Raw genomic sequence first — 19,177 nt, 5'->3', positions numbered from 1 at the left:
CACGCAGCGTGTTGCCAATGAAAAAGCGTTTGACTCGCTCATGACTCAAACACCAACTGACAATATGCTTACCTGCAGTTGCAACACAAAAGCAAAAGGCCCTCAACATAGGAGAGCCTTTTTCGTTTCAGCCGACCTGTTGTAACAAACGACTATTTGATTAAAAGAAGTCGCCCTGTCAGAGCTGGAACCGAAACGGCACCAGATGTTGCCTGAACATTAATCAACTCACCACTCATCAAGTCTTCAAATTCGCCTGTCGATTTGACTCTTGCTAAGTCAACATTGAGTGTTTGTTCCGTAGTTGATGTGTTGAGTACGTAAATGATCTGCTCGTCGCCATTCACTTTCAGGTCAGCATACAAGTTGTCATCCAACCATAAGTTGCGTCGTTCACCCGCATAAAGTGCCGGATGTTCACTACGAACCTGCATAATTTGAGTCAGATAGTTTTTTACATCTTGTTGCTCAGCAGTTAGCGTCACCCCAGTCACGCCTTGCACTTTCGCGCTTGAGCGAGCGACATGATCATCACACAGCCCCTGAGAAGCACAATCTGATGTGACCTTGTCCGAGAAGTTAGCGACTTCGTCACCAATCTCTTCACCGTAGTAAAGTGTTATTGGTCCAGAGTAAGCCGCTAGAAAGCTAAACGCGGCTTTATGTCGTTTGACTGCTTCACCAAGATTGCCACGCTGAATCAGGTCACCGAAGCGCACCAAGTCATGGTTACCAAGCATTAAGTTTGGCATAGCATGGTAAGGCGATTTGGCACGGCTGTTCCACTCTGCATCCAAAACACGGGCATTGCTGCTCGCCCCCGATTCTTCAACCGCCAGAGCTTGAACTAAACCGTAACGTAACGGGAAGTTGAACGCCGACGAAAGGCCCGGTTGCGAGTCACTGCCATAGGTTGTTGCTGTAATCTCATCGGCACCTTTCCAGACTTCACCGACCATGTAGCCCAATGTTCCCCATTGCTTACCCGCACTCTTATTATGCAATGAGGCTTGCTCTACTGCAGCTCGAATGTTGCGCCATGCCTCAAGTGGAAGCTGATAAGATTGGTCGAGACGCCAGCCGTCAATACCAAACTCTTTCACCCAATAAGTTGCCACCTCTGTGAAGAAGGCTTCACTCGCTGCATCTGGGTAATTAACATACATACCCGGATAACCCTCTTCCCCTCTCAGACTTGGTAGCTTACCCGTTGGGGAAGGTTTCACACCAGTAAGGTTAGTATGACCGAACACCCCATCTAAAAGCACGTATAGACCTTTAGCATGAGCAGTATCAACCAGTTCTTTCAACTTTTCGTTGGTGCCAAATTTAGGGTCGACATTGAAGTAGTCACAAGCAAAATAGCCGGTGGCGTCAAGGCGATCATCACCAGCCTGACCCGCGCAAGAATCAAATACAGGTGTGAGCCACAATGCGTTCACGTTTAAGCTCGCAATGTAGTCAAGACTATCAATAACACCCTGAAGGTCTCCATTGTGGTGAGAATTGCCGTAACCCACACCGTAGTTATGGTCTGAGTCTCCATCCACAAATGACTCCACCATCACCTGATAGATCCTCAGGTCGCAGGCTTTGCTGTCATCCTGATAGCAGGCATAGTCAAGGTTTGTATCTATGACAGACACTACCAACGCAGATTGCTCTGAAGCGTCTAACGAAAACTTGTATACGCCTTGCTCGGTCACTGTCAGCTTGATATTGCCATTTCCTGCATTTTCAAGCGTTACAGAACCGTTGCCAGTTGAAAAGCCACCAAAACCAAGATTGATCGTACTCCAGTCCGAAGATGCCAGTTTGAACTCATACTCTCCCGGAGTGAGGTAGCCTTCAAAGGCGTACACGCCGTCACCCTGATAGGCCATTTCATCACTGGTACTCCAGCCATTCATTGAGCCACGAACGTATAATTTGGCAGAACCGTAAGGCGCGACATCAACTGGCTTACTATCAATATTCAGCCCTTCTCCTTGCGCACCATTTTGTGTCTGGACAAAGACAGTCGCAGTTAATGGTGGAATAGTGAAAGCGCCGTCTTCAAACTTCGCCTGCTTAACGACTGAATCAGACGAGGTTTTCAACACCGGATGCAACTCAAAGCTTTGTGCTCCAGCAATCTGAATGGTTTGTGCTGAAGTATTGGCATTAATCGCAACAACAATTGAGTCGAAATTGCTATCAAGGTCTGCGCCTGCACTCACCCCATCATTTACCGACATCACAATCATGCCCGGTAATGTCGACGGCCCAGTATTATGGAAACGTACACGCTTCAAGACTTGCTCTTCACTCACTAAACGAAGCAATGGTGTGCCGGAACGAATCTTCAGCAGTTCCTTGAAGACCTTGTCTGTCCAAGCAATATGCTCTGGAGTTGCCACGGTATTCGGGTTGCTAATGATTGATTGGATAGCACTCCAGTTAGCCTGATCTTTGTCAGCACGTGGCAGACCAATGTTCCAGTTATTCGTCTGCTTACTGAAATCGACTTTGTTGTACCAATCACCACTGTCGTAGCTATCGCGTTCCATGGATTTAGAGCGTAGCAATTCAGACCCCATGTGCAAGAATGGTACACCTTGTCCGAGCATTACAGTTGATAGACCTACGATCTGCATGCGAGCACGCTCTGCTGGCGTAGCGCTAGCATCGGCTTTGTACTGGTTGAAATCCCACAACGTTTGGTTGTCATGCTTTGAAACGTAGTTAATGGATTCTTGAGGATCGAGTGTATAGGCCGCACCCTGCCCTCCGTACTGGAAATCACGTCCGTACACAGTAGCGCCACTATACGTTTCTAACGGGTAGTTTTGCAGATTACCTGTCATACCGTAACGGATAAGATCCATCTTCGACTTCAGATCATCATTGAATCGACTGCCCGCATTAGCAAAACCCGGATTTTCAAGCAAGGCATCACCACTATCGAATGGACCACCACCGCGTACGCCATCACGTAGACGATCGTTGTAAGTCCCTATGCCTGTGCCCGCCATCGGCCATTGGGTTGCGTTTTCACCACGTTGACCATCAGCAACTTCACCAAAGTTCCAACCTTCACCATAGAACCAAGTATCTTCATCTACTAGCTTGGTTTTCTCATACACGTGCAGCATGCTCGACTTCATCAGGTGTCCCATCAAATCGAAGCGGAAGCCATCAATCTTATAGTCCTGAGCCCACATCACTACACTGTCCGCCACCAGTTTCTCAAACATGCGGTTCTCAGATGCAGTGTTATCACAACAGGTTGAGTTCTCGACAGCACCTGTGATCGGGTTCAGGCGATGGTAGTAGCCCGGTACAGCTTTATCGAGCACAGATTTGTCATACAAACCCGAGGAGTAGGTGTGGTTGTAGACAACATCCTGTACCACTCTGAAGCCCATATCATGAAGCTTCTGCACCATCTGACGGTACTCACGAATACGCGCAATGCCATCGGTTGAAACAGCGTAGCTGCCTTCTGGTGCGTTGTAGTGGAATGGGTCATAACCCCAGTTGAATCCATCCAGTGGACGAACATCTGCGAGCAATGCCTGCGCTTCGCCGCTGTTAGGATCCGTTTTTTCTAGCAAAGACAGAATGGTTGCACCGCGTGAAGTACCATCGCTACACAGCTTGGCATCAGGATTAATGCCGCAAAGTTTTTCTACGGTATCGGTCAGATTCACCGTCTTCGCTGGATCTTCAGGGATGGAAGCCAAATCGTAAGTCGGTAGAAGATGGATCGTTGTCAGGCCAGCTTCTTTTAACGACTTCAACTGCTTAACACTGTCGCGTTCATCTTCTAAGAAGGCCAGATACTTACCGTTGTTTGCTGGTGTACCCTGCGTATCGCTGACACTAAAGTCACGTACATGGAGCTCGTAGATGATGTGATCTTCTGGATTCTCCAGCTCTGGAATCGATTGACTGTCCCAACCTGCCGGTTTGGTTTCATCATCCGTGAGATCAACCAGTTGAGAGTGCAAACTGGACGTGCTCAGAGAGAGAGAATAAGGGTCAGTGGTCATCATCCATTCAACGTGGTCGGTGTTTGGATGGTAAGCTTTCACACGGTAACGATAGAACACATTCTTCAGTGAAGCATCGCCTTGGTAACGCCAGATGCCAGTCGCTGAGTCGAGAGTCAAACTGAATGGCGACTGTGCGATTAGTGCTTTATCCTGATCGTACAAATACAGTTCAACATCTTGAGCTGTTGGCGCCCAAAGTGCAAAGTTCGCACTATCGCCTTCCATCCAGCTACCCAATTTAGCTTCATCCGCATCATTTGGTCCTGCGGTGTAAAGCGTGTCGACAACGCCTGGAATCTGGACACGAGTTGCGACCAACGGTTTGCCTACATCATCGAGTGCCACTGCAATTAGCTGTGTCTTCAACAGCGCTTTAGCCGTCTCAGTATCAATATCCAAATAGAAACCAACACGATCTTTCAGGTGTGGGAAGTCAGGATTATCAACGTTGCCAGCAAATGAAATGTCGTACTTGATAAACTGTTCTGGCTGATTGATATCACCGTTACCCGCAGAACGACTCCAGATTTGGTAACTGGCTGCTTCACCATGATCAAACCAAGCAATGGAATTAACATCGAGCCAGTGAGCCGCTGCACCATCAAGTTTCACCACAATTTGCTCATCTGGTGAGTATTTAACGACTGAGCTGCCGTGTGTCGTATAAAGTGTATTACCTTTAGCAAATTCAGCCTTCAGATCATCACCGCCCAGCGCTTTTGCGTCACCTTTGTGTACGATGAAGTTCATACATGCACCGTGCTCGGATTTCAGTGGTACAACATACTTAGCACCATATTGCGGGTCGATTTCTCCCCAAGCGTATGGATTGCCCCAATCTAGACCGTTTAAGGCGTCAGCCGACACTGCGTCACAAGATGCGTTATTCCACAGGTGAAGTCCCCAGTCCGCGTAATTACCATCATCTCGTTTGTAGTAAATGACCGATTCAGAATAAATCGGGGCAGGCTCAGATGAACTGTTATCTGGGCTGGTTGGGTTTGGATCGATGCTGTCTGGGATCCCATCTCCATCATCGTCGCTAGAGGCAAAGTCTCCTAGCCCGTCGCCATTGGTGTCTTTACTTTCAAATCTATCTTCAGGGAATGCGTCCACGCCATTATCGGCACCGTCACCGTCGATATCCGAATCATGCGCATCTGGAATTTTGTCGCCATCAAGATCGGCGGGAAAGCTCGCCGATGAGTAAGGATCGCTAGCGAGTTCTAACTCGACAACATCGCTGAAACCATCATTATCATCGTCCGTATCCGCATGATCGCCAATTCCGTCACTATCAGCATCTGCTGACTCTTTAATATCGGATGGGAAAAGATCAATCGCATCGGCTACGCCGTCACTATCACTATCCTGCGCGATGACTGGCAAACCTCGACCATCCAGCATTAACGTCTTATTAAGCAGTTGATTGCGACCACGTTTAAGCTCTTTTCCCAATGCTTTGCTGCCCAGCTCCAACGTATCCGCCAGCGCTTCCATATCTTGGTCTTCAATGGTTTCTGGCAGTAATTGCGTTAACGCCTTTGCGCTTCTTGCGACGACTACCTCTTGCTGAGCAATATAATCGCTTTCAATATCTAGGTGTGGCTGTTTGAGTTGTCGACGCAGTTTACGCAGTGCTTTGCGTTCGCTGACACCTTGCTGCATTTGCGCAGCAATGTAAGTCGAGAATGGCGTCACCAGAGTGTAATGACTCGGTGCCATCAAGGTATAGTCTCTTGTCACAGTAACACCCGGAATATCAGCGTCAATCGATACGCCTCGCTGGGTTTTAGCAACAAGATAAACGTCTTGGTCTTCGATATTCAGACCTTCAAGGTCAATGGCAGCATATCCGTCTTTATCAGTGACGGCTGACGGCTCATAACGATCTTGTCGACCATTTCCGTTGACGTCCAGCCAGACAGATGCTTTTTCGATGTAGCCATCCATCACGTTGACTTCTAGCGGGTCATTACAACCTGCCAGCAACCCAAGCGACGCCATAGCTAGGCTCAGTTTTGTTAGCTTGATGTTCATTTTTTTATCCATTTATATTCACGTTCCACGAGCGATAAACTTTTTGGTTTAATTACATCGCCTCAAGCTAACGTTATATTTTTAAAACAGTTAACTACCTCATCCTATAAAACTGATTGAGTAGGCGTAGATCGGGGGGAGGAGAAAAAATTTTAGCATCAGGCTCACAATTACAGCCTTTAAAACGATCGAAAAATTACTCTGATGATGTGCAATCAGTGAGAAATCTGACACTTTGTAGTAACGAATGGATCAACGGCTGTAGGATTACAACAAGTCGTTTCAATGTTAAGAAATTGGATCTTTGACTCAATCTGCTACTGCTTTAAAAGAAAGTAGTTTTGATTGAAACAAAAAACGAAAACTGGTGGCTAAGTAACGGCTAGCCTGCCACCACAGTCTTATCAATCATTGATTGGCGAGTAAGATTTTTCTCATCATATCTGCAAGTTGGGCTTTTTCTTGTTCATTAAATATGCTCAGCATTCCGTTCATATTTGATAAGTGTGATGCTAAAGCCTCATCGACTAATTGAGCACCCAGCTGGGTAAGCGTTACTTTACAACTGCGTCTATCATCGCCACTTGCTAGTCGCTTAACCAAGCCTCGTTGGACCAACTTTTCAATCCGAGTACTCATAGCGCCTGAGGAGATCATCAAGGTTTTGTACATTTCAGTCGGGGTCAGTGGTTGCTTATTTCGCATCAATGTCGCGAGAATATCAAACTCCAACATACTCAGTTGATGCTGCTTAAACACATGTTCCAATTGACTGTGCCACAGTCCCTGAACACGCATTAGTCTACCGACAATTCCCATGTCAGAACAATCCAACCCAGGCTTCACATCGCCCCACTGCTTCAAGATTTGGTCGACAGGATCTTGCATATCTCATCCCTCTACTGATTTATCTTTTTAAAAAGATACTTGATTAAAAGATAAATCACCATTACTTTATAAAAAGTATCTTTTTGGAAAGATACTTTTTATAAAGACAGGTTGTGACAAAAGGAGGTACCAATGACACGCACACAACGAATAGCGACATTAGCCATTACGGCATTAGCGCCAATGGTCTGGGGAAGTACTTACATCGTCACCACTGAACTTCTGCCTGCCAACAGTCCCTTATTAGCATCGATGCTGCGCGCTTTACCTGCAGGGATAGTATTGGTGTTGTTTTCTCGCACGATCCCAAGTGGAAGTTGGTGGGCGAAACTGGCCGTACTTGGCCTACTCAACATCGGATTTTTTTTCTACTGCCTATTTTATGCTGCCACTTACTTACCCGGCGGTATGGCGGCTCTGATTATGTCCATTCAGCCCATTCTGATTATGGGGCTGAGCGTGGTTTTGTTGAGAAGCACATTAACGTTCACGCAAATAGCTGCTAGTGGTTTGGGAATAGGTGGAATCGCTATGCTTGTGGTCAATAACCCAGGTCAACTCAATACCTCGGGAGTTGTCATGGGGTTACTCGGTACCGTAAGCATGGCTCTAGGCGTAGTGTTAACAAAAAGGTGGGGACGACCTAAAAATATGTCCCTGCTGAGCTTCACTGGCTGGCAGTTGTTGTTTGGTGGGCTGATGCTAATCCCTATCGCCATCAGTGCAGAGGGGTTACCTCAACAAATCACGTTAAAGAATGTTGTCGGTTACAGCTATCTGGCAATTGTTGGCGCCATGCTCGCCTACTCACTTTGGTTCCGTGGAATTGAAAAGCTCAGCACGGTGTCGGTCTCATTCCTTGGCTTTCTTAGCAGTGTATCCGCTGTGCTTCTTGGTTACCTAATTCTTGGTCAGACTCTGACCTGGATTCAGCTTATCGGTGCTCTAAGCGTATTAATTTCAATTTTGCTGGCGGCATCAACCCCGACAGATTCAACAATTAAAACAAACACATCATCTATTAGTAGTAAAAAGGAACTCGCATGAAACTTACCATTATCTCAGGCAGCCAGCGTGCTGACTCCCAAAGCCTAAAAGCAGCTCATTATTTATCAACACAGGCAGAGGCTGATTTTACGGATATCGATGTTCTCGATCTCCATCAGTTGAATTTACCACTATGGAATGAAGGCATGTGGTCGGGTAGTGATGAATGGACCCCTTGGCGAAAGATTGCTACTCAGCTACAAACCAGTGATGCATTTGTTTTCATCACCCCTGAGTGGCACGGTATGGCAACACCAGCTCTAAAAAATTTTTTAATGCTATCGACTGTGAAGGAAATGGCGCACAAACCTGCTTTAGCTGTCAGTGTTTCGGCAAGTGTTAATGGCGTTTACCCTATTAGTGAACTTCGTTTAACCGGCAGTAAGAATAACCACGTGTGCTTGATTCCGGATCACTTAATCTTTCGCAACGCGGAAACTCTGTTCAATTCAGACGGGAGCGTAAATGATGTGAACTTTCATCACCGTAGTGAGTACACGATGAAGCTGTTATCCGCTTATGCACATGCACTAAAACCCGTCCATCGGGATATGGTTGAGGCAGGAAAGCCATTTCAGTATGGGATGTAAAAAGAAATGAAACAGTCTTGAGCACATTCAACCGTGCTCAAGAACTTAAGCTATTTATCAGCCTTTAACATTCGGCTGATAATGATACCTTTCGATGTTTTGACCAGTAATTACCTGGATTTCAAAAGGTTCACTAGTATCTAAACCATTGGTCGCAAGTTTGGAATCGTTACGCCATAGGCGTGATGGGTAGTCCATATTTGGAACATCACCTACAGCATCAAATACACCGCGCTGTACAACTTTTCCATCTTGCACTAATTCAACTTTGTACAAATCTCGGCTAACCGAGTTAATCGTTTCTCCGTATACTCGCACAATAAATGCACCATTCGAATAAAGAGAATCTAACAGCTGAGTTTGATACTTCACTTTCTCTTGCGACCACAGACCACTCATCGCCTTTTTAGCGTATATCCCTTTTGACTGTTCACGAGAAACATATTCAACAGACGTCACCATAGATTGAGACTGATCGAAGTCCAAGTTGTACGTCGTATTATTAACATCGATCTCAAACTGCGTATTTAGGTTGTTCACATCTTTTTGTTCAGATGTGTTTGTGCTCTGACAACCCGTTAGTGCGACTAGTACCATCGCACTAACTATAGAGCTTCTAAACATTGTTACTCCAACAACTGACAATTTAGTTATAAAACGAGATGATTATACATATTAATAACTTACATAAAAGTCATTTATGGGAGCTGAGTTATAATTATTAATTAATTAGTTGACAAGGTGAATATAATTTAAACCCTATCTTGATAGAAGGATTAATAAAGCCCTAGCGTTCGTTCATTCTGTTTCCGATTTCAATGCTGCCCAAGAAGAGGGATCGCCTTCTAGCGTCAGCGGATGCAAAGTCATATTAGGCTTTGCATAGCTCAACCGATACAACCTTTGGGTTACATGATAGCTATCCAGTCCTGAGATTGTCACCGCTTCCATGGATTCAATATCCACATATCCGTCAGGTTGGATAAATTGGTCTGATATCAAGATCTCTTCGACTTCTCCAATAACCAAACAGGTGTTGTTAGCAGCGATATCAATACATTCACGGAGCTTTAAGCCAGTTTTTAAGTTACTTTCCAACACGTAAGGAGCAAAAAACTGCTCAGAAAAATAGGGGGTCAAGCCCGTCTCATCGAACTCTGACTGCACTCTCGAGTAGCGAGCAGATGTTTGATGTGCTGCTCTTGCGATGTCTGATTCGACGGAATTGATAGAGAAAAAGCCAGTCTGTTTGACATTTTCAAGTGTGTGCCTGTCGACACTATTGGGTCTACTTACGAAGCTCAACAGAGGGGGAGAGGAACCAATATGGACAACCGAGCTGACAATGGCGAGGTTGTTGTTACCAGTTCCGTCTTGCGTGCCAATCAAGTTGGCGCTTTTAAATCCCGACAAACTGTTTATTAACCTAGCTCTCTTGCGCTCGTCCATGGCCTCGAGTTGAGTTTTGGTAAAATTCTTATCTTTCATTGGACGTTATTCACACCGTTTTTGGCATCAGTATTAACAGGTGCATAGTTAAGCCGCCAAGTAGGAAAAGAGTAAAAACAATATTGCAGTTACTATTAAGGTTGGCCTGAACATGACGTGCTCCCCAAACTACACAAAATTAAAACTGTTTTACGTCTTATTTATATTATTCGATCAATCGCTTCTCACATGAATGGAGAGGATTCTTTTGGCTTCCAAAGCCACGTCTTTTCTCTTTTTCCAGGACCAAAGCCTGTCTCTCGCTTCTCTACTGGCTGTATCGAGGTTAATAATGGGGTTTAAGTATATGCTGTTTGGTTCGATACTATACATCAGTGCTTCCATTGCGCTCATCTTCCAAGGTTCAAAAACCAGTGGGGTCGGAACGCTGTTAAGTTCTGGTACCCATTTTTTAATGAAAAACCCATCGGGGTCATGATCCATCGCTTGTTTGGTCGGGTTATAGATTCTTATTGTATTAATGCCTGTCACGCCTGCTTGCATTTGAAATTGTGCGTAATGAATACCAGGGTCGAAGTCCAAAAATAAACAGGCAAGATGAGCGACACCGTTTCGCCAATCTTGGGCCAAATGATGGGTTAAGAAACTGACTAGCATCGCTCTCATCCGAAAGTTTAGATAACCTGTATGTGCAAGGCATCTCATACAAGCATCGACAAGGGGGTAGCCCGTTTGCCCCTCTTTCCAAGCATGTAGATGAATGCTGTTTTGCTTTGATGAGTGTCTAATTAGTGACTCATAGCCACGATTGATACACCTGAATTCCATCTGATGCTCTGACTCGAATTTTTGGATAAAGTGGCAATGCCAATGCAGCCTAGAAGACAATGCAATTAAACTTCTTCTCATTCCTCTGTCGTTCCAGTGGGTCAGTAGACATTGGTATACCTCACGCAATGATAAATTGCCCCAAGCCAAATAAGGAGACAAACGTGAACAAGCCTCACGAGAAGCAGTGGGGCTAGAAATAGAACAGTAATAGTCCTTACCTCTCCGAGAAAAAAAGTCATCTAATGTTGCCCAGCCCACCTTTGCTCCCCCTGTCTGAATACCTGGCACCTTAGTTAGCCATGCTCTAGGCGGTGTAAAAGAAATGCCAAAGTTGTCGTTGAGGTTGGGCACAAGAACGTCGGAAGTCAACTCAACCGTTTGCAGCGGAGCTCGCATCACACTATGCCAATGCTTATCCCAATTTATTCTTTTTTTACAGCCTCTGATTACAGCACCACTGGCAAACTCATGCCAGCGAATTTGATGCTCTTTACACCACTGCATTACCCGTCTGTCACGTCGAAAGGTTACGTCTAATCCAATTTCTTGATGCGAGTAGAGAGCGTTTATATGAAACTGCTCAGAAAGGGTGTCAAGAAAGCTTATTACATCACATTTTCCTACCAACACCTTGGCTTTGAAAGGCTCTAAGTGGGAGTCAAGATCCCCAAGTGACTGCCAAACGAAACGCCAGTGTCTTTCTGAATAATGGACATTGGTGAGTAAATCGGGTTCAAACACATAAAAAATAAGCGTCGGAGTGCCAGAGCGAAGCGCCGCATTAAGCGGTGCATGATCGGTAAGCCTAAGATCGCGTTTGAGCCAGACTAGGTTAATCTTTTTCATAGTATTCCTCGTATCATTCTTTGATACGAACAATCTGTAAAACAATATCAATGACATTGAGTAGTGACGGGTAAGTACTATGAAAATGAGTCTGAGTAAGCTAGAAAAATTTTTCTTTATCGATAGGTTGATTATTCATTCACTCGACTTATCACTTTACCAAGCATCTGTCGTGATAGAAGGCCAAGAGTTTCATGTGTTGGATGAGCAAGGGCAAATGCTAAGAGCCTTGTCAGTAGTTGAAATGCAGAAGAAATGTGCAAAGCTAAATGTCAAGCATCAATACTTGCGACACACCAGTGCCTATGACGAAATGGTGGGTTGCCCGACAAAAGAATCCAGTAATACCCTGGAAGTGCCATTAGTTGACAATCAATATTACTGATTAGGGTCGACAATTACTGGGGGCAACCATCCCGTGAGTTCGGTGTAACCATATCACTTCAGTGTTACCATCAACGCTGTTGTCACGTATTTCTACCGCAGATCGAGCATACTTTCCATCATCAACGACTTCATTCGCACGCAAGCAGCAAAACTTAATACCAAGCCTGAACATCGCAAACCACTCATCATGGGCTTTGTCGGTTTATCCATAAGGAACTCTATGGCTAAACCGACGATGAAAAAACCATTGATGAATCGTGGGCCCCCTTCCAACACATTTTTTTCACCTCATCGTATTAAATTGTCTGTTTATCCGGTACTTTGCTAAAAGTACTCAATCGGATTCAAGGACGAATATGTTGGAGCAGGTTATAGGGATTCTATTCCCGGTCTTCGCCTTGGTTTTAGTCGGTTTTTCTGTTGGACGCTGGCTCAAACCTGACTTTCGCCCAATCAATCGCATCAATATGGATGCGTTTACACCAGCATTAGTGTTTTCGTCATTAGTTTCAATGCCGTTGGACACCGCACAAGTCCCGCTGCTGAGCGCCTCATTGATCGCGGTACTCTTGCCGGGGGTTTTAATGATCCCCACCTGTAAACTTGCAGGCCTGCGTTATAAAGCATGGGCTCCCCCTCACATGTTTCGTAACAGTGGTAATCTGGCGATTCCACTATTTACTTATACCTTTGGTGATACAGCTTTGGCATCCGCAGTGCTATTGTTCATTGTTTCAGCCTGTATCCACGTGAGTCTCGGACTCGCGCTGCTAAGTGAAGGAAACCCTTTTAAGCAAGTCATTCGTATGCCAGTCTTCCTCGCTGCATTTACCGCCATGGTGCTTAACCTAAGTGGGCTCGGTGTGTGGGAACCACTTTATGAAGCGACGGCGTTGCTCGGCCAAGCGGCAGTACCAGTAATGCTACTCTCACTGGGTGCACAGATGTGTAATATGCGATTGAGCGGGCTTAGAGTGGGGATTTTCTGCACTATTCAGTCTCTGGCAACGGGTGCGGCCGCTTTCTGGATAATTTATACCTTTATCCCTCTGCCACCCATGCAGTTACAAATGATGGTGCTGTTTGCTATGCTCCCGCCCGCCGTCATGAATTATATGTTTGCAGAACGATTTAACATCGAGCCGAATCGTGTGGCATCCATGGTACTGTTTGGCAACTTCTTCAGTATTCTAACCTTACCACTACTATTAACTTTCGCTCTGTCCCTCAATTGACCATTCTTCGGGATTAGTGAGCATTGTTTTCCCTTTGAATGTTTCAGCACGAACGTCCTGTGGGTTGTAAATGGCACAAGATTCCATCGATAAACAGCCACAACCGATGCAGCCTCCGAGGTCATCCTGCAATGCTTTGAGCTGTTGAATTCGATGATCCAGCAAGTCATGCCACCCTGAGGCCATCCGCTCCCATTGTTGACGATTAGGTGCTTGATGTTTAGGTAAGTGAGACAGAGAGCGGGCAATCTCTTCCAATGTTAGTCCGACTTCCTGCGCGGCTTTGATTACAGCGATTCGGCGTAACACACTGCGGTGATAGCGACGTTGATTGCCTTGATTTCGCCAACTGAAGATAAGCCCCTTGTTCTCGTAAAAGTGCAGCGCAGAGACTTTTACCCCAGCACGCTTTGCAACCTCCCCAACCGTCATTTCCATATAATTCTCCTTCCTCTCTGGCTATCTCAGTTAAATAAACACAAAAACGCTTTACCTTAAGTTAACTTGAGGTTTTAGATTAACACTAAGTTGGCTTGAAGTGGAAAATAACAATGCAATTGATTATGAAAAATAGAACTATGCCCTACTTAAGTGGCCGTTTCTTTGATGGAATTTCTTCCGGTTTATTTATGATGGCTTTACCTTGGGTCATGCTGGAAACGCCAGGCATGGGCCCTTTTGTGGCTATGGTTGCCTTAGCTTGTACAGCGATTTCCTTTTTTCTTACACCTTTGTTTTCCACTCTTATCGACAGGTATTCAAGAAAGTCGATTCTGGTAATAGTGCAAATATTGCAATCCTCTACTGCTGCTATCGTCATGTCGGCCTATGGCCTGGGATTGGACTCAAACTGGCTACTCGCTGCTGCGCAATTACTCTTCTGGGTTTCAAGCAACCTTGCTTGGACTACAAACAACGCTTTTACGCAGGAAAACTATGATCCGCATGAGTACGCGGCAATTTCGGGCAAGCAGGAAATCATTCTACAGGGTACGACTTTGGGGGCTGGCGCGTTAGGTATTGTTTTACTGCAAATCTGGGGAATGCTTGAATTTGCAGCGTTTGCTGCAGTAGCGTCTGGCTTGTCAACGTTAAGCTATCTAGTGACTCCATATCGTCACAAGTTACGTCAGAGCAAAACCACCTCCTTTATTGGCCAAATGAGAGAGAGTAAGGATATATTAACCGCTCAGCCTCGCTTTTACGCATTCTTATTACTCTCAGCCTTGAGTTATCCGATTCTGACCTTCTTAAGCAAGCTGGTGCCGATCTGGTTTTCTGAAGTCGGGATCTCGGGAGACTGGTATGCAGGCTACAATATCGCCTTTGGCTTAGGGTCTTTAGTGACAGGTTTGTTTGTCACCAAATTACTCAATCTGGCATCTCACCAGTCCACCATGCTGTACTCAATGACCATAGCGTCCACAATGCTGATTGGCATGAGCTTCTCTAATCACCCAGCATACTTATTGATATTCACGCTGTTTTTCGGTTCATTTAACGCTCTCAATCGCATTGCTCGAACCAATTGGATGCACCTTACCATTAGGGTTGACCAGAGAGGTCGAGCTGATGGTGGATTGCAGATGTTTGCAACCATGGCGCAGAGCGTCAGCTATACAATAATCGCTTTATTGAGCCATTATAAGCTTACTCAATATGGCTTCATACTGGCGGCAGTCATTATGATAGGCGCAGCGTTAACGATGCATAAGCTCAACAAACACAATGATATTGAGCCAGAGGTCGTTATTCAGAACTAAAACACCATAATGTAGCTCGATAAATTAGGGCTGGATCGACAGAAAACCAGAAAATACGCACCGACTGGGTAGGGATATCTGAATCTTTGACCTAAATTTATTAGGTAGTACTTTAGATATTCCACCAAGGAGTTGGTGCATGTTTGACACTCTTGCCGAAAAATTCAGTCAGTTCAATCCCATCCAGTGGATCGTCGTGTTATCCATTTTGGTTTTGCCAGCAGCCCTCTATTTGATGCTCGCACAAGCGTGGTTCGGAATATTCGCTCTGGTACTGTACCATTGCCTAATGTTGGCTATGTTTTATGCCTTAAGTCAGACGCTAAACCAAGTACGAAAGGCGGCCAAACAGCTGTCTGAGGGGGATCTCACCGTTCGTATCCCACTCCAAGATCCAGAAGCGCGATCATTGTCCCGCACAGTCAATCGCATCGGTGAAGATATCTCGCGCACCGTGCATACCCTTGGTAAGTCCACAGCAAGGCTACTGGACGTCGCAGATACCGTGCAAAAAGATTCCGAAGTATCGCAAGCGGGTGCCATTGGCCAAAAACAAGATGTCGACAGCGCTAAGGCTATCATTAATCAGCTGTCAGATATCACTCAGCAAGTCTCTGAACATTGCGAATCCACCTCTAGATTAGCAAACGAAGCCAAACACAAAGCGGATCAGGGCTCGCGTGATATGGTAGCACTAGAAGAAGCTCTCAATAGTGCCAACCAACATATCGATAATTCCAATGAACATTTCCAATCTCTGATGGCAGAAACCTCTCAAATTAGCCAAGTAATGGAAACCATCAGCAGCATCGCCGACCAAACCAATTTGCTGGCACTGAATGCAGCCATTGAAAGTGCCCGTGCTGGTGAACAAGGGCGAGGCTTCGCGGTCGTTGCTGATGAAGTTCGCACTCTGGCAATGCGAACTCAGGAAGCGACGGAAGAGATCCGAGATAAGATCAACAACCTACAAACCAAAACCGATGACGTTTTGGAAACGATGAAAGAAAATAAAATCAGTATGGATAAATCGTTGGCCTTAGCGTCAACCGCTGAACAGTCATTTAAGGCACTAAATCTACAAATTGAAGAAGTCCGCTCTTATGGACAGCAGATCGCTCGTTCCTCAGAAGCGCAATTGAGTCAAACTCACGATCTTGACAATTGCTTACAACAAATAACACAGGAATCTGACAACAATGTTCAGTCAACACGTGAAACACTGCGCGCCAGTATCACAGTACGAAACCTGTCGGGAGAAATTGATTCGTTGCTTCACCGATTCGCAACCAACCCAACTCAGATTCAGCAGGAAGAATCAAAACGTGACAAGCTGATGGAGTGGAATGAACAGCTGGATATCGGTCTGGATGAGATTAACCGCCAACACCAAACTTTGTTGCATTTGGTTAATGAATTATATTACTTACTCAAACATAACTATGGCCTTTCTTCAGTCAAACGAGTAGTACAAGGCTTAATCGATTACACAGCGAATCATTTTAAATATGAAGAAACCCTGTTCGCTCAGATTGGCTATGGGCAGACACAGGAACATATTGCTAAACATGCTCAGTTGGTCGACGAGGTATTGGCGTTTCAAAAACGGGTTGAACGTGGAGAAGACATAGGTGAAGAGCTAATGAGCTTCCTTAAAAACTGGTTAAGTCAGCACATTATGCGAGAAGATAAAGCTTACACAGATGTTTTCAAACAGAACGGTTTAAGCTGAGTCGTTTTTGCCATCTTCAAGCGAGCTAGAGGTACATCGTCTTCCTAGATCGCAAGCCAATAGAGGGGCTGCCGCCTTTTTATTCAATCATGGCAAACAAACATAGCGCCCCAAATTGGCAGTGTCTCTGTGGGCTCTAGATAGAAACAAAAAAGCCCTGCTATAAGCAAGGCTCTTCATTGGATGCTCTTAAATCACGACAGCTTGAATCGACTCACGATGCTAGCTAAATGGGTGTTAATGTCCGCAATACTATGCGCGTCTTCGAGCGCCTGCTGGCCGTTACTATCTAGCTCGCCGACAATATCGTTAATCGCACTCATATTACGACTCAGCTCTTGGGTTACACTGCTTTGCTCTTCCGCCGCTGTAGCGATTTGCGTACTCAAGTCATTAATTTCAGTGACAAAATCCGTCATCACATCGAGACTTTGAGCCACTTCACCCGCTCCTTCTGCCGTCTGCCCACATTTGTCTTTAGTCGAGTCCATTGAATCCACCACCGACTGACTGCCTCGCTGCAAGCTTGCCAACGCCGATTCAATCTCTTCCGTACTATCCTTTGTGCGACTTGCCAGTTTACGAACCTCATCGGCAACTACAGCAAAACCTCGGCCCTGTTCGCCTGCGCGAGCCGCCTCAATAGCAGCATTCAGAGCCAGTAAGTTGGTTTGCTCAGCGATGTCACCAATAACACCCAAAATCGTGTTAATACCATCCGTCTCTGCAGCCATCTTATTGACATTTTCAGAGGCAACGCTCACATCATCCACTAACTCCTGAACATTACTTTGCGCCTGAGTGACGGTCACTTTTGAAGCAGAGCCCGCTTCGTTGGCTTTGTGCGTCAGCTGCGCGGTATTGGCCGCATCTGTTGCCATCGCTTCAGCAGTAGAGTTCATTTCTTCTATCGCGGTCACCACCTGTTCCGTTTCCTGAACATGGCTTTGAAGAATAGACGAGTTGCGTTGACTCTGATCTCGCATACGATCAACGCTTCCATTAAGCTGACTGGTTGCTTGACTGATTTCCAGCATCATTGTCTGTAAGCTGGCAATGAACTTGTTCACACCTTCAGAAATCTGACCTAAATCATCGTTGGTGGTGACCGTAATACGTTGCGTCAAATCCCCATTTCCTTCACTCAGGCCTGCAATGGTCTCTTTAAGCACTAAGATTGGACGATAGAGTACTTGCATGACAAACAAAGCAACAATAATACTGATGAGGGTTGCTATCACCGCGGTCAGGATGGCAGCTTGCTTAGCAGAAGCTAGGTCGGCAAAAGCAATATCTTTGTCCAAACCTACGACAAAGTACCATTTCTTACCCGCAATATTGATTTCATGGGAAAAGAACAGTTTTTCATCATCACCTTGGTAGCCGTCATAAACGACAGCCTGTTGACCGATGGTTTTTTGGGCTACGGTATTTAGCCATGAATACTTGTCGGTTTTGTTGCCCGCCTCAACATTGTCCATCGAAGAAGCCAAAATCGTGGTATCACTATTCAATATTACCGCTACGGCACCGGGAATGTTATTCGCACTTTTAGCAATTTCGTTCAAAAAGCCGAGTTGCATGTCAACGGAAATCATACCACTCAAGGTCTTACGTACAATTGATACCCAGTATTCACCACCTTCGCTTCCTTGATAAGGTTCCGTCATTGATGTCGTTGAGCTTTGTCGCCCTGCCTGATACCAGCCTCGGGTAGTCACATCTCCGTTAAACTTGTGGTTGGGCCAAGTGCTTGCTTCTTGGTTCCAATATGCATCGCCGTTAGTAAACGCTACCACGGAACTACCTAAGTTAGTTGCATTGGCGATAACATGAGTGAGTTCAATAAAATCATCAGGTGTCCCTGTAATTTCCTTATTATCAAAGTGCTTTCCTAACTTCTCTAAACCACCCACTTTTTCTCCCAGTTGGCCTTCAATCTTTTGGGCTTGTCCCTTAACATAGCTCTGGTTAGAAGCGGTAATTAAGTCGACCAGTGTCTCTTCCTGCTTCACATAAGCTACGTAACTAGAAACAGACACCGATAAGACCACCAGCGCAATAATGGAAATGAGCAATAATTTTTTAAAACCCAGGTTTCTCATCTCTTTTCGTCCCTATGCATATTAATTTGACTATTCATAACCTTGCGATACACCATTCCATCGGGGCATATACGCGAATTAATAAACAAGTTTATTAATAGATTGTGGTAGGAATATGACCAAACACCAAATTTGGCACCTAATTGAAACAGTTTGAAGGTATTCAAGATAGCAATACATCCAAATATTTGAACCAGCACATCAAACAAAACCAACACCTAGCCTCT

Annotated in this window: 13 protein-coding genes; 6 read left to right on the top strand and 7 right to left on the bottom strand. The window is 45.4% G+C overall.

What is annotated here, in order from left to right:
• Window positions 1–152: 152 nt before the first annotated feature.
• The gene (pulA, locus tag OH455_RS06640; RefSeq protein ID WP_269980809.1) at window positions 153–6,077 is read right to left on the bottom strand and encodes a pullulanase-type alpha-1,6-glucosidase; all 5,925 of its coding nucleotides are present in this window, start codon (window positions 6,075–6,077) and stop codon (window positions 153–155) included.
• A 408-nt stretch (window positions 6,078–6,485) separates the two neighbouring features.
• Entirely contained in the window at window positions 6,486–6,965 is a 480-nt protein-coding gene (locus tag OH455_RS06635) for a MarR family winged helix-turn-helix transcriptional regulator (RefSeq protein WP_045977211.1), read from the bottom strand.
• Window positions 6,966–7,097: 132 nt separating this feature from the next.
• Here OH455_RS06635 and OH455_RS06630 point away from each other — a divergent pair, with 132 nt between their 5' ends.
• Together OH455_RS06630 and OH455_RS06625 are read left to right on the top strand one after the other, a co-directional pair.
• Complete coding sequence (locus tag OH455_RS06630; protein ID WP_045977210.1) at window positions 7,098–8,012, top strand: EamA family transporter; 915 nt, start codon at window positions 7,098–7,100, stop codon at window positions 8,010–8,012.
• Window positions 8,009–8,602 carry an NADPH-dependent FMN reductase gene (locus OH455_RS06625; protein ID WP_269980808.1) on the top strand — a complete coding sequence of 198 codons (594 nt, stop codon included), beginning with the start codon at window positions 8,009–8,011 and terminating at the stop codon, window positions 8,600–8,602. Before OH455_RS06630 ends, OH455_RS06625 begins: the two co-directional genes overlap by 4 nt.
• Window positions 8,603–8,659: 57 nt before the next feature.
• On the opposite strand, the gene OH455_RS06620 is transcribed toward OH455_RS06625, so the two are convergent.
• The 3 genes from OH455_RS06620 to OH455_RS06610 form a co-directional block, all read right to left on the bottom strand.
• Window positions 8,660–9,226 (bottom strand): hypothetical protein, encoded by a 567-nt coding sequence (locus OH455_RS06620; protein ID WP_269980807.1) that lies wholly within the window; start codon window positions 9,224–9,226, stop codon window positions 8,660–8,662.
• Between the two features lie 174 nt (window positions 9,227–9,400).
• The gene (locus OH455_RS06615) at window positions 9,401–10,090 is read right to left on the bottom strand and encodes a flavin reductase family protein (protein WP_269980806.1); all 690 of its coding nucleotides are present in this window, start codon (window positions 10,088–10,090) and stop codon (window positions 9,401–9,403) included.
• 174 nt (window positions 10,091–10,264) lie between these two features.
• Window positions 10,265–11,728, bottom strand: coding sequence for a cryptochrome/deoxyribodipyrimidine photo-lyase family protein (locus OH455_RS06610; protein WP_269980805.1), 1,464 nt, complete (start codon window positions 11,726–11,728; stop codon window positions 10,265–10,267).
• Between the two features lie 79 nt (window positions 11,729–11,807).
• Between OH455_RS06610 and OH455_RS06605 the strand changes: the two genes are divergently transcribed.
• Window positions 11,808–12,113 carry a DUF6482 family protein gene (locus OH455_RS06605; protein WP_206370386.1) on the top strand — a complete coding sequence of 102 codons (306 nt, stop codon included), beginning with the start codon at window positions 11,808–11,810 and terminating at the stop codon, window positions 12,111–12,113.
• A 358-nt stretch (window positions 12,114–12,471) separates the two neighbouring features.
• The gene (locus OH455_RS06600; protein ID WP_269980804.1) at window positions 12,472–13,350 is read left to right on the top strand and encodes an AEC family transporter; all 879 of its coding nucleotides are present in this window, start codon (window positions 12,472–12,474) and stop codon (window positions 13,348–13,350) included.
• Here the strand turns inward: OH455_RS06600 and soxR are convergent.
• Window positions 13,324–13,788 carry a redox-sensitive transcriptional activator SoxR gene (gene soxR, locus OH455_RS06595; RefSeq protein WP_045977204.1) on the bottom strand — a complete coding sequence of 155 codons (465 nt, stop codon included), beginning with the start codon at window positions 13,786–13,788 and terminating at the stop codon, window positions 13,324–13,326. The two genes, OH455_RS06600 and soxR, sit on opposite strands and share 27 nt — an antisense overlap.
• Before the next feature lie 113 nt (window positions 13,789–13,901).
• Here soxR and OH455_RS06590 point away from each other — a divergent pair, with 113 nt between their 5' ends.
• Both OH455_RS06590 and OH455_RS06585 read left to right on the top strand, forming a co-directional pair.
• Entirely contained in the window at window positions 13,902–15,113 is a 1,212-nt protein-coding gene (locus tag OH455_RS06590; protein ID WP_269980803.1) for an MFS transporter, read from the top strand.
• Window positions 15,114–15,252: 139 nt separating this feature from the next.
• The gene (locus tag OH455_RS06585; RefSeq protein ID WP_269980802.1) at window positions 15,253–16,845 is read left to right on the top strand and encodes a bacteriohemerythrin; all 1,593 of its coding nucleotides are present in this window, start codon (window positions 15,253–15,255) and stop codon (window positions 16,843–16,845) included.
• A gap of 194 nt (window positions 16,846–17,039) precedes the next feature.
• On the opposite strand, the gene OH455_RS06580 is transcribed toward OH455_RS06585, so the two are convergent.
• A complete protein-coding gene (locus OH455_RS06580) occupies window positions 17,040–18,950 on the bottom strand; it encodes a methyl-accepting chemotaxis protein (protein WP_269980801.1) in 1,911 nt (636 codons plus the stop codon).
• Window positions 18,951–19,177 lie beyond the last annotated feature (227 nt).

Origin of the sequence: Vibrio sp. T11.5, from assembly GCF_027587155.1 — a bacterium.
In the GTDB taxonomy this organism is placed as follows: domain Bacteria; phylum Pseudomonadota; class Gammaproteobacteria; order Enterobacterales; family Vibrionaceae; genus Vibrio; species Vibrio neptunius.
Note: the sequence above shows the minus strand (reverse complement) of the source record. Positions and strands in the feature narration are given on the sequence as shown.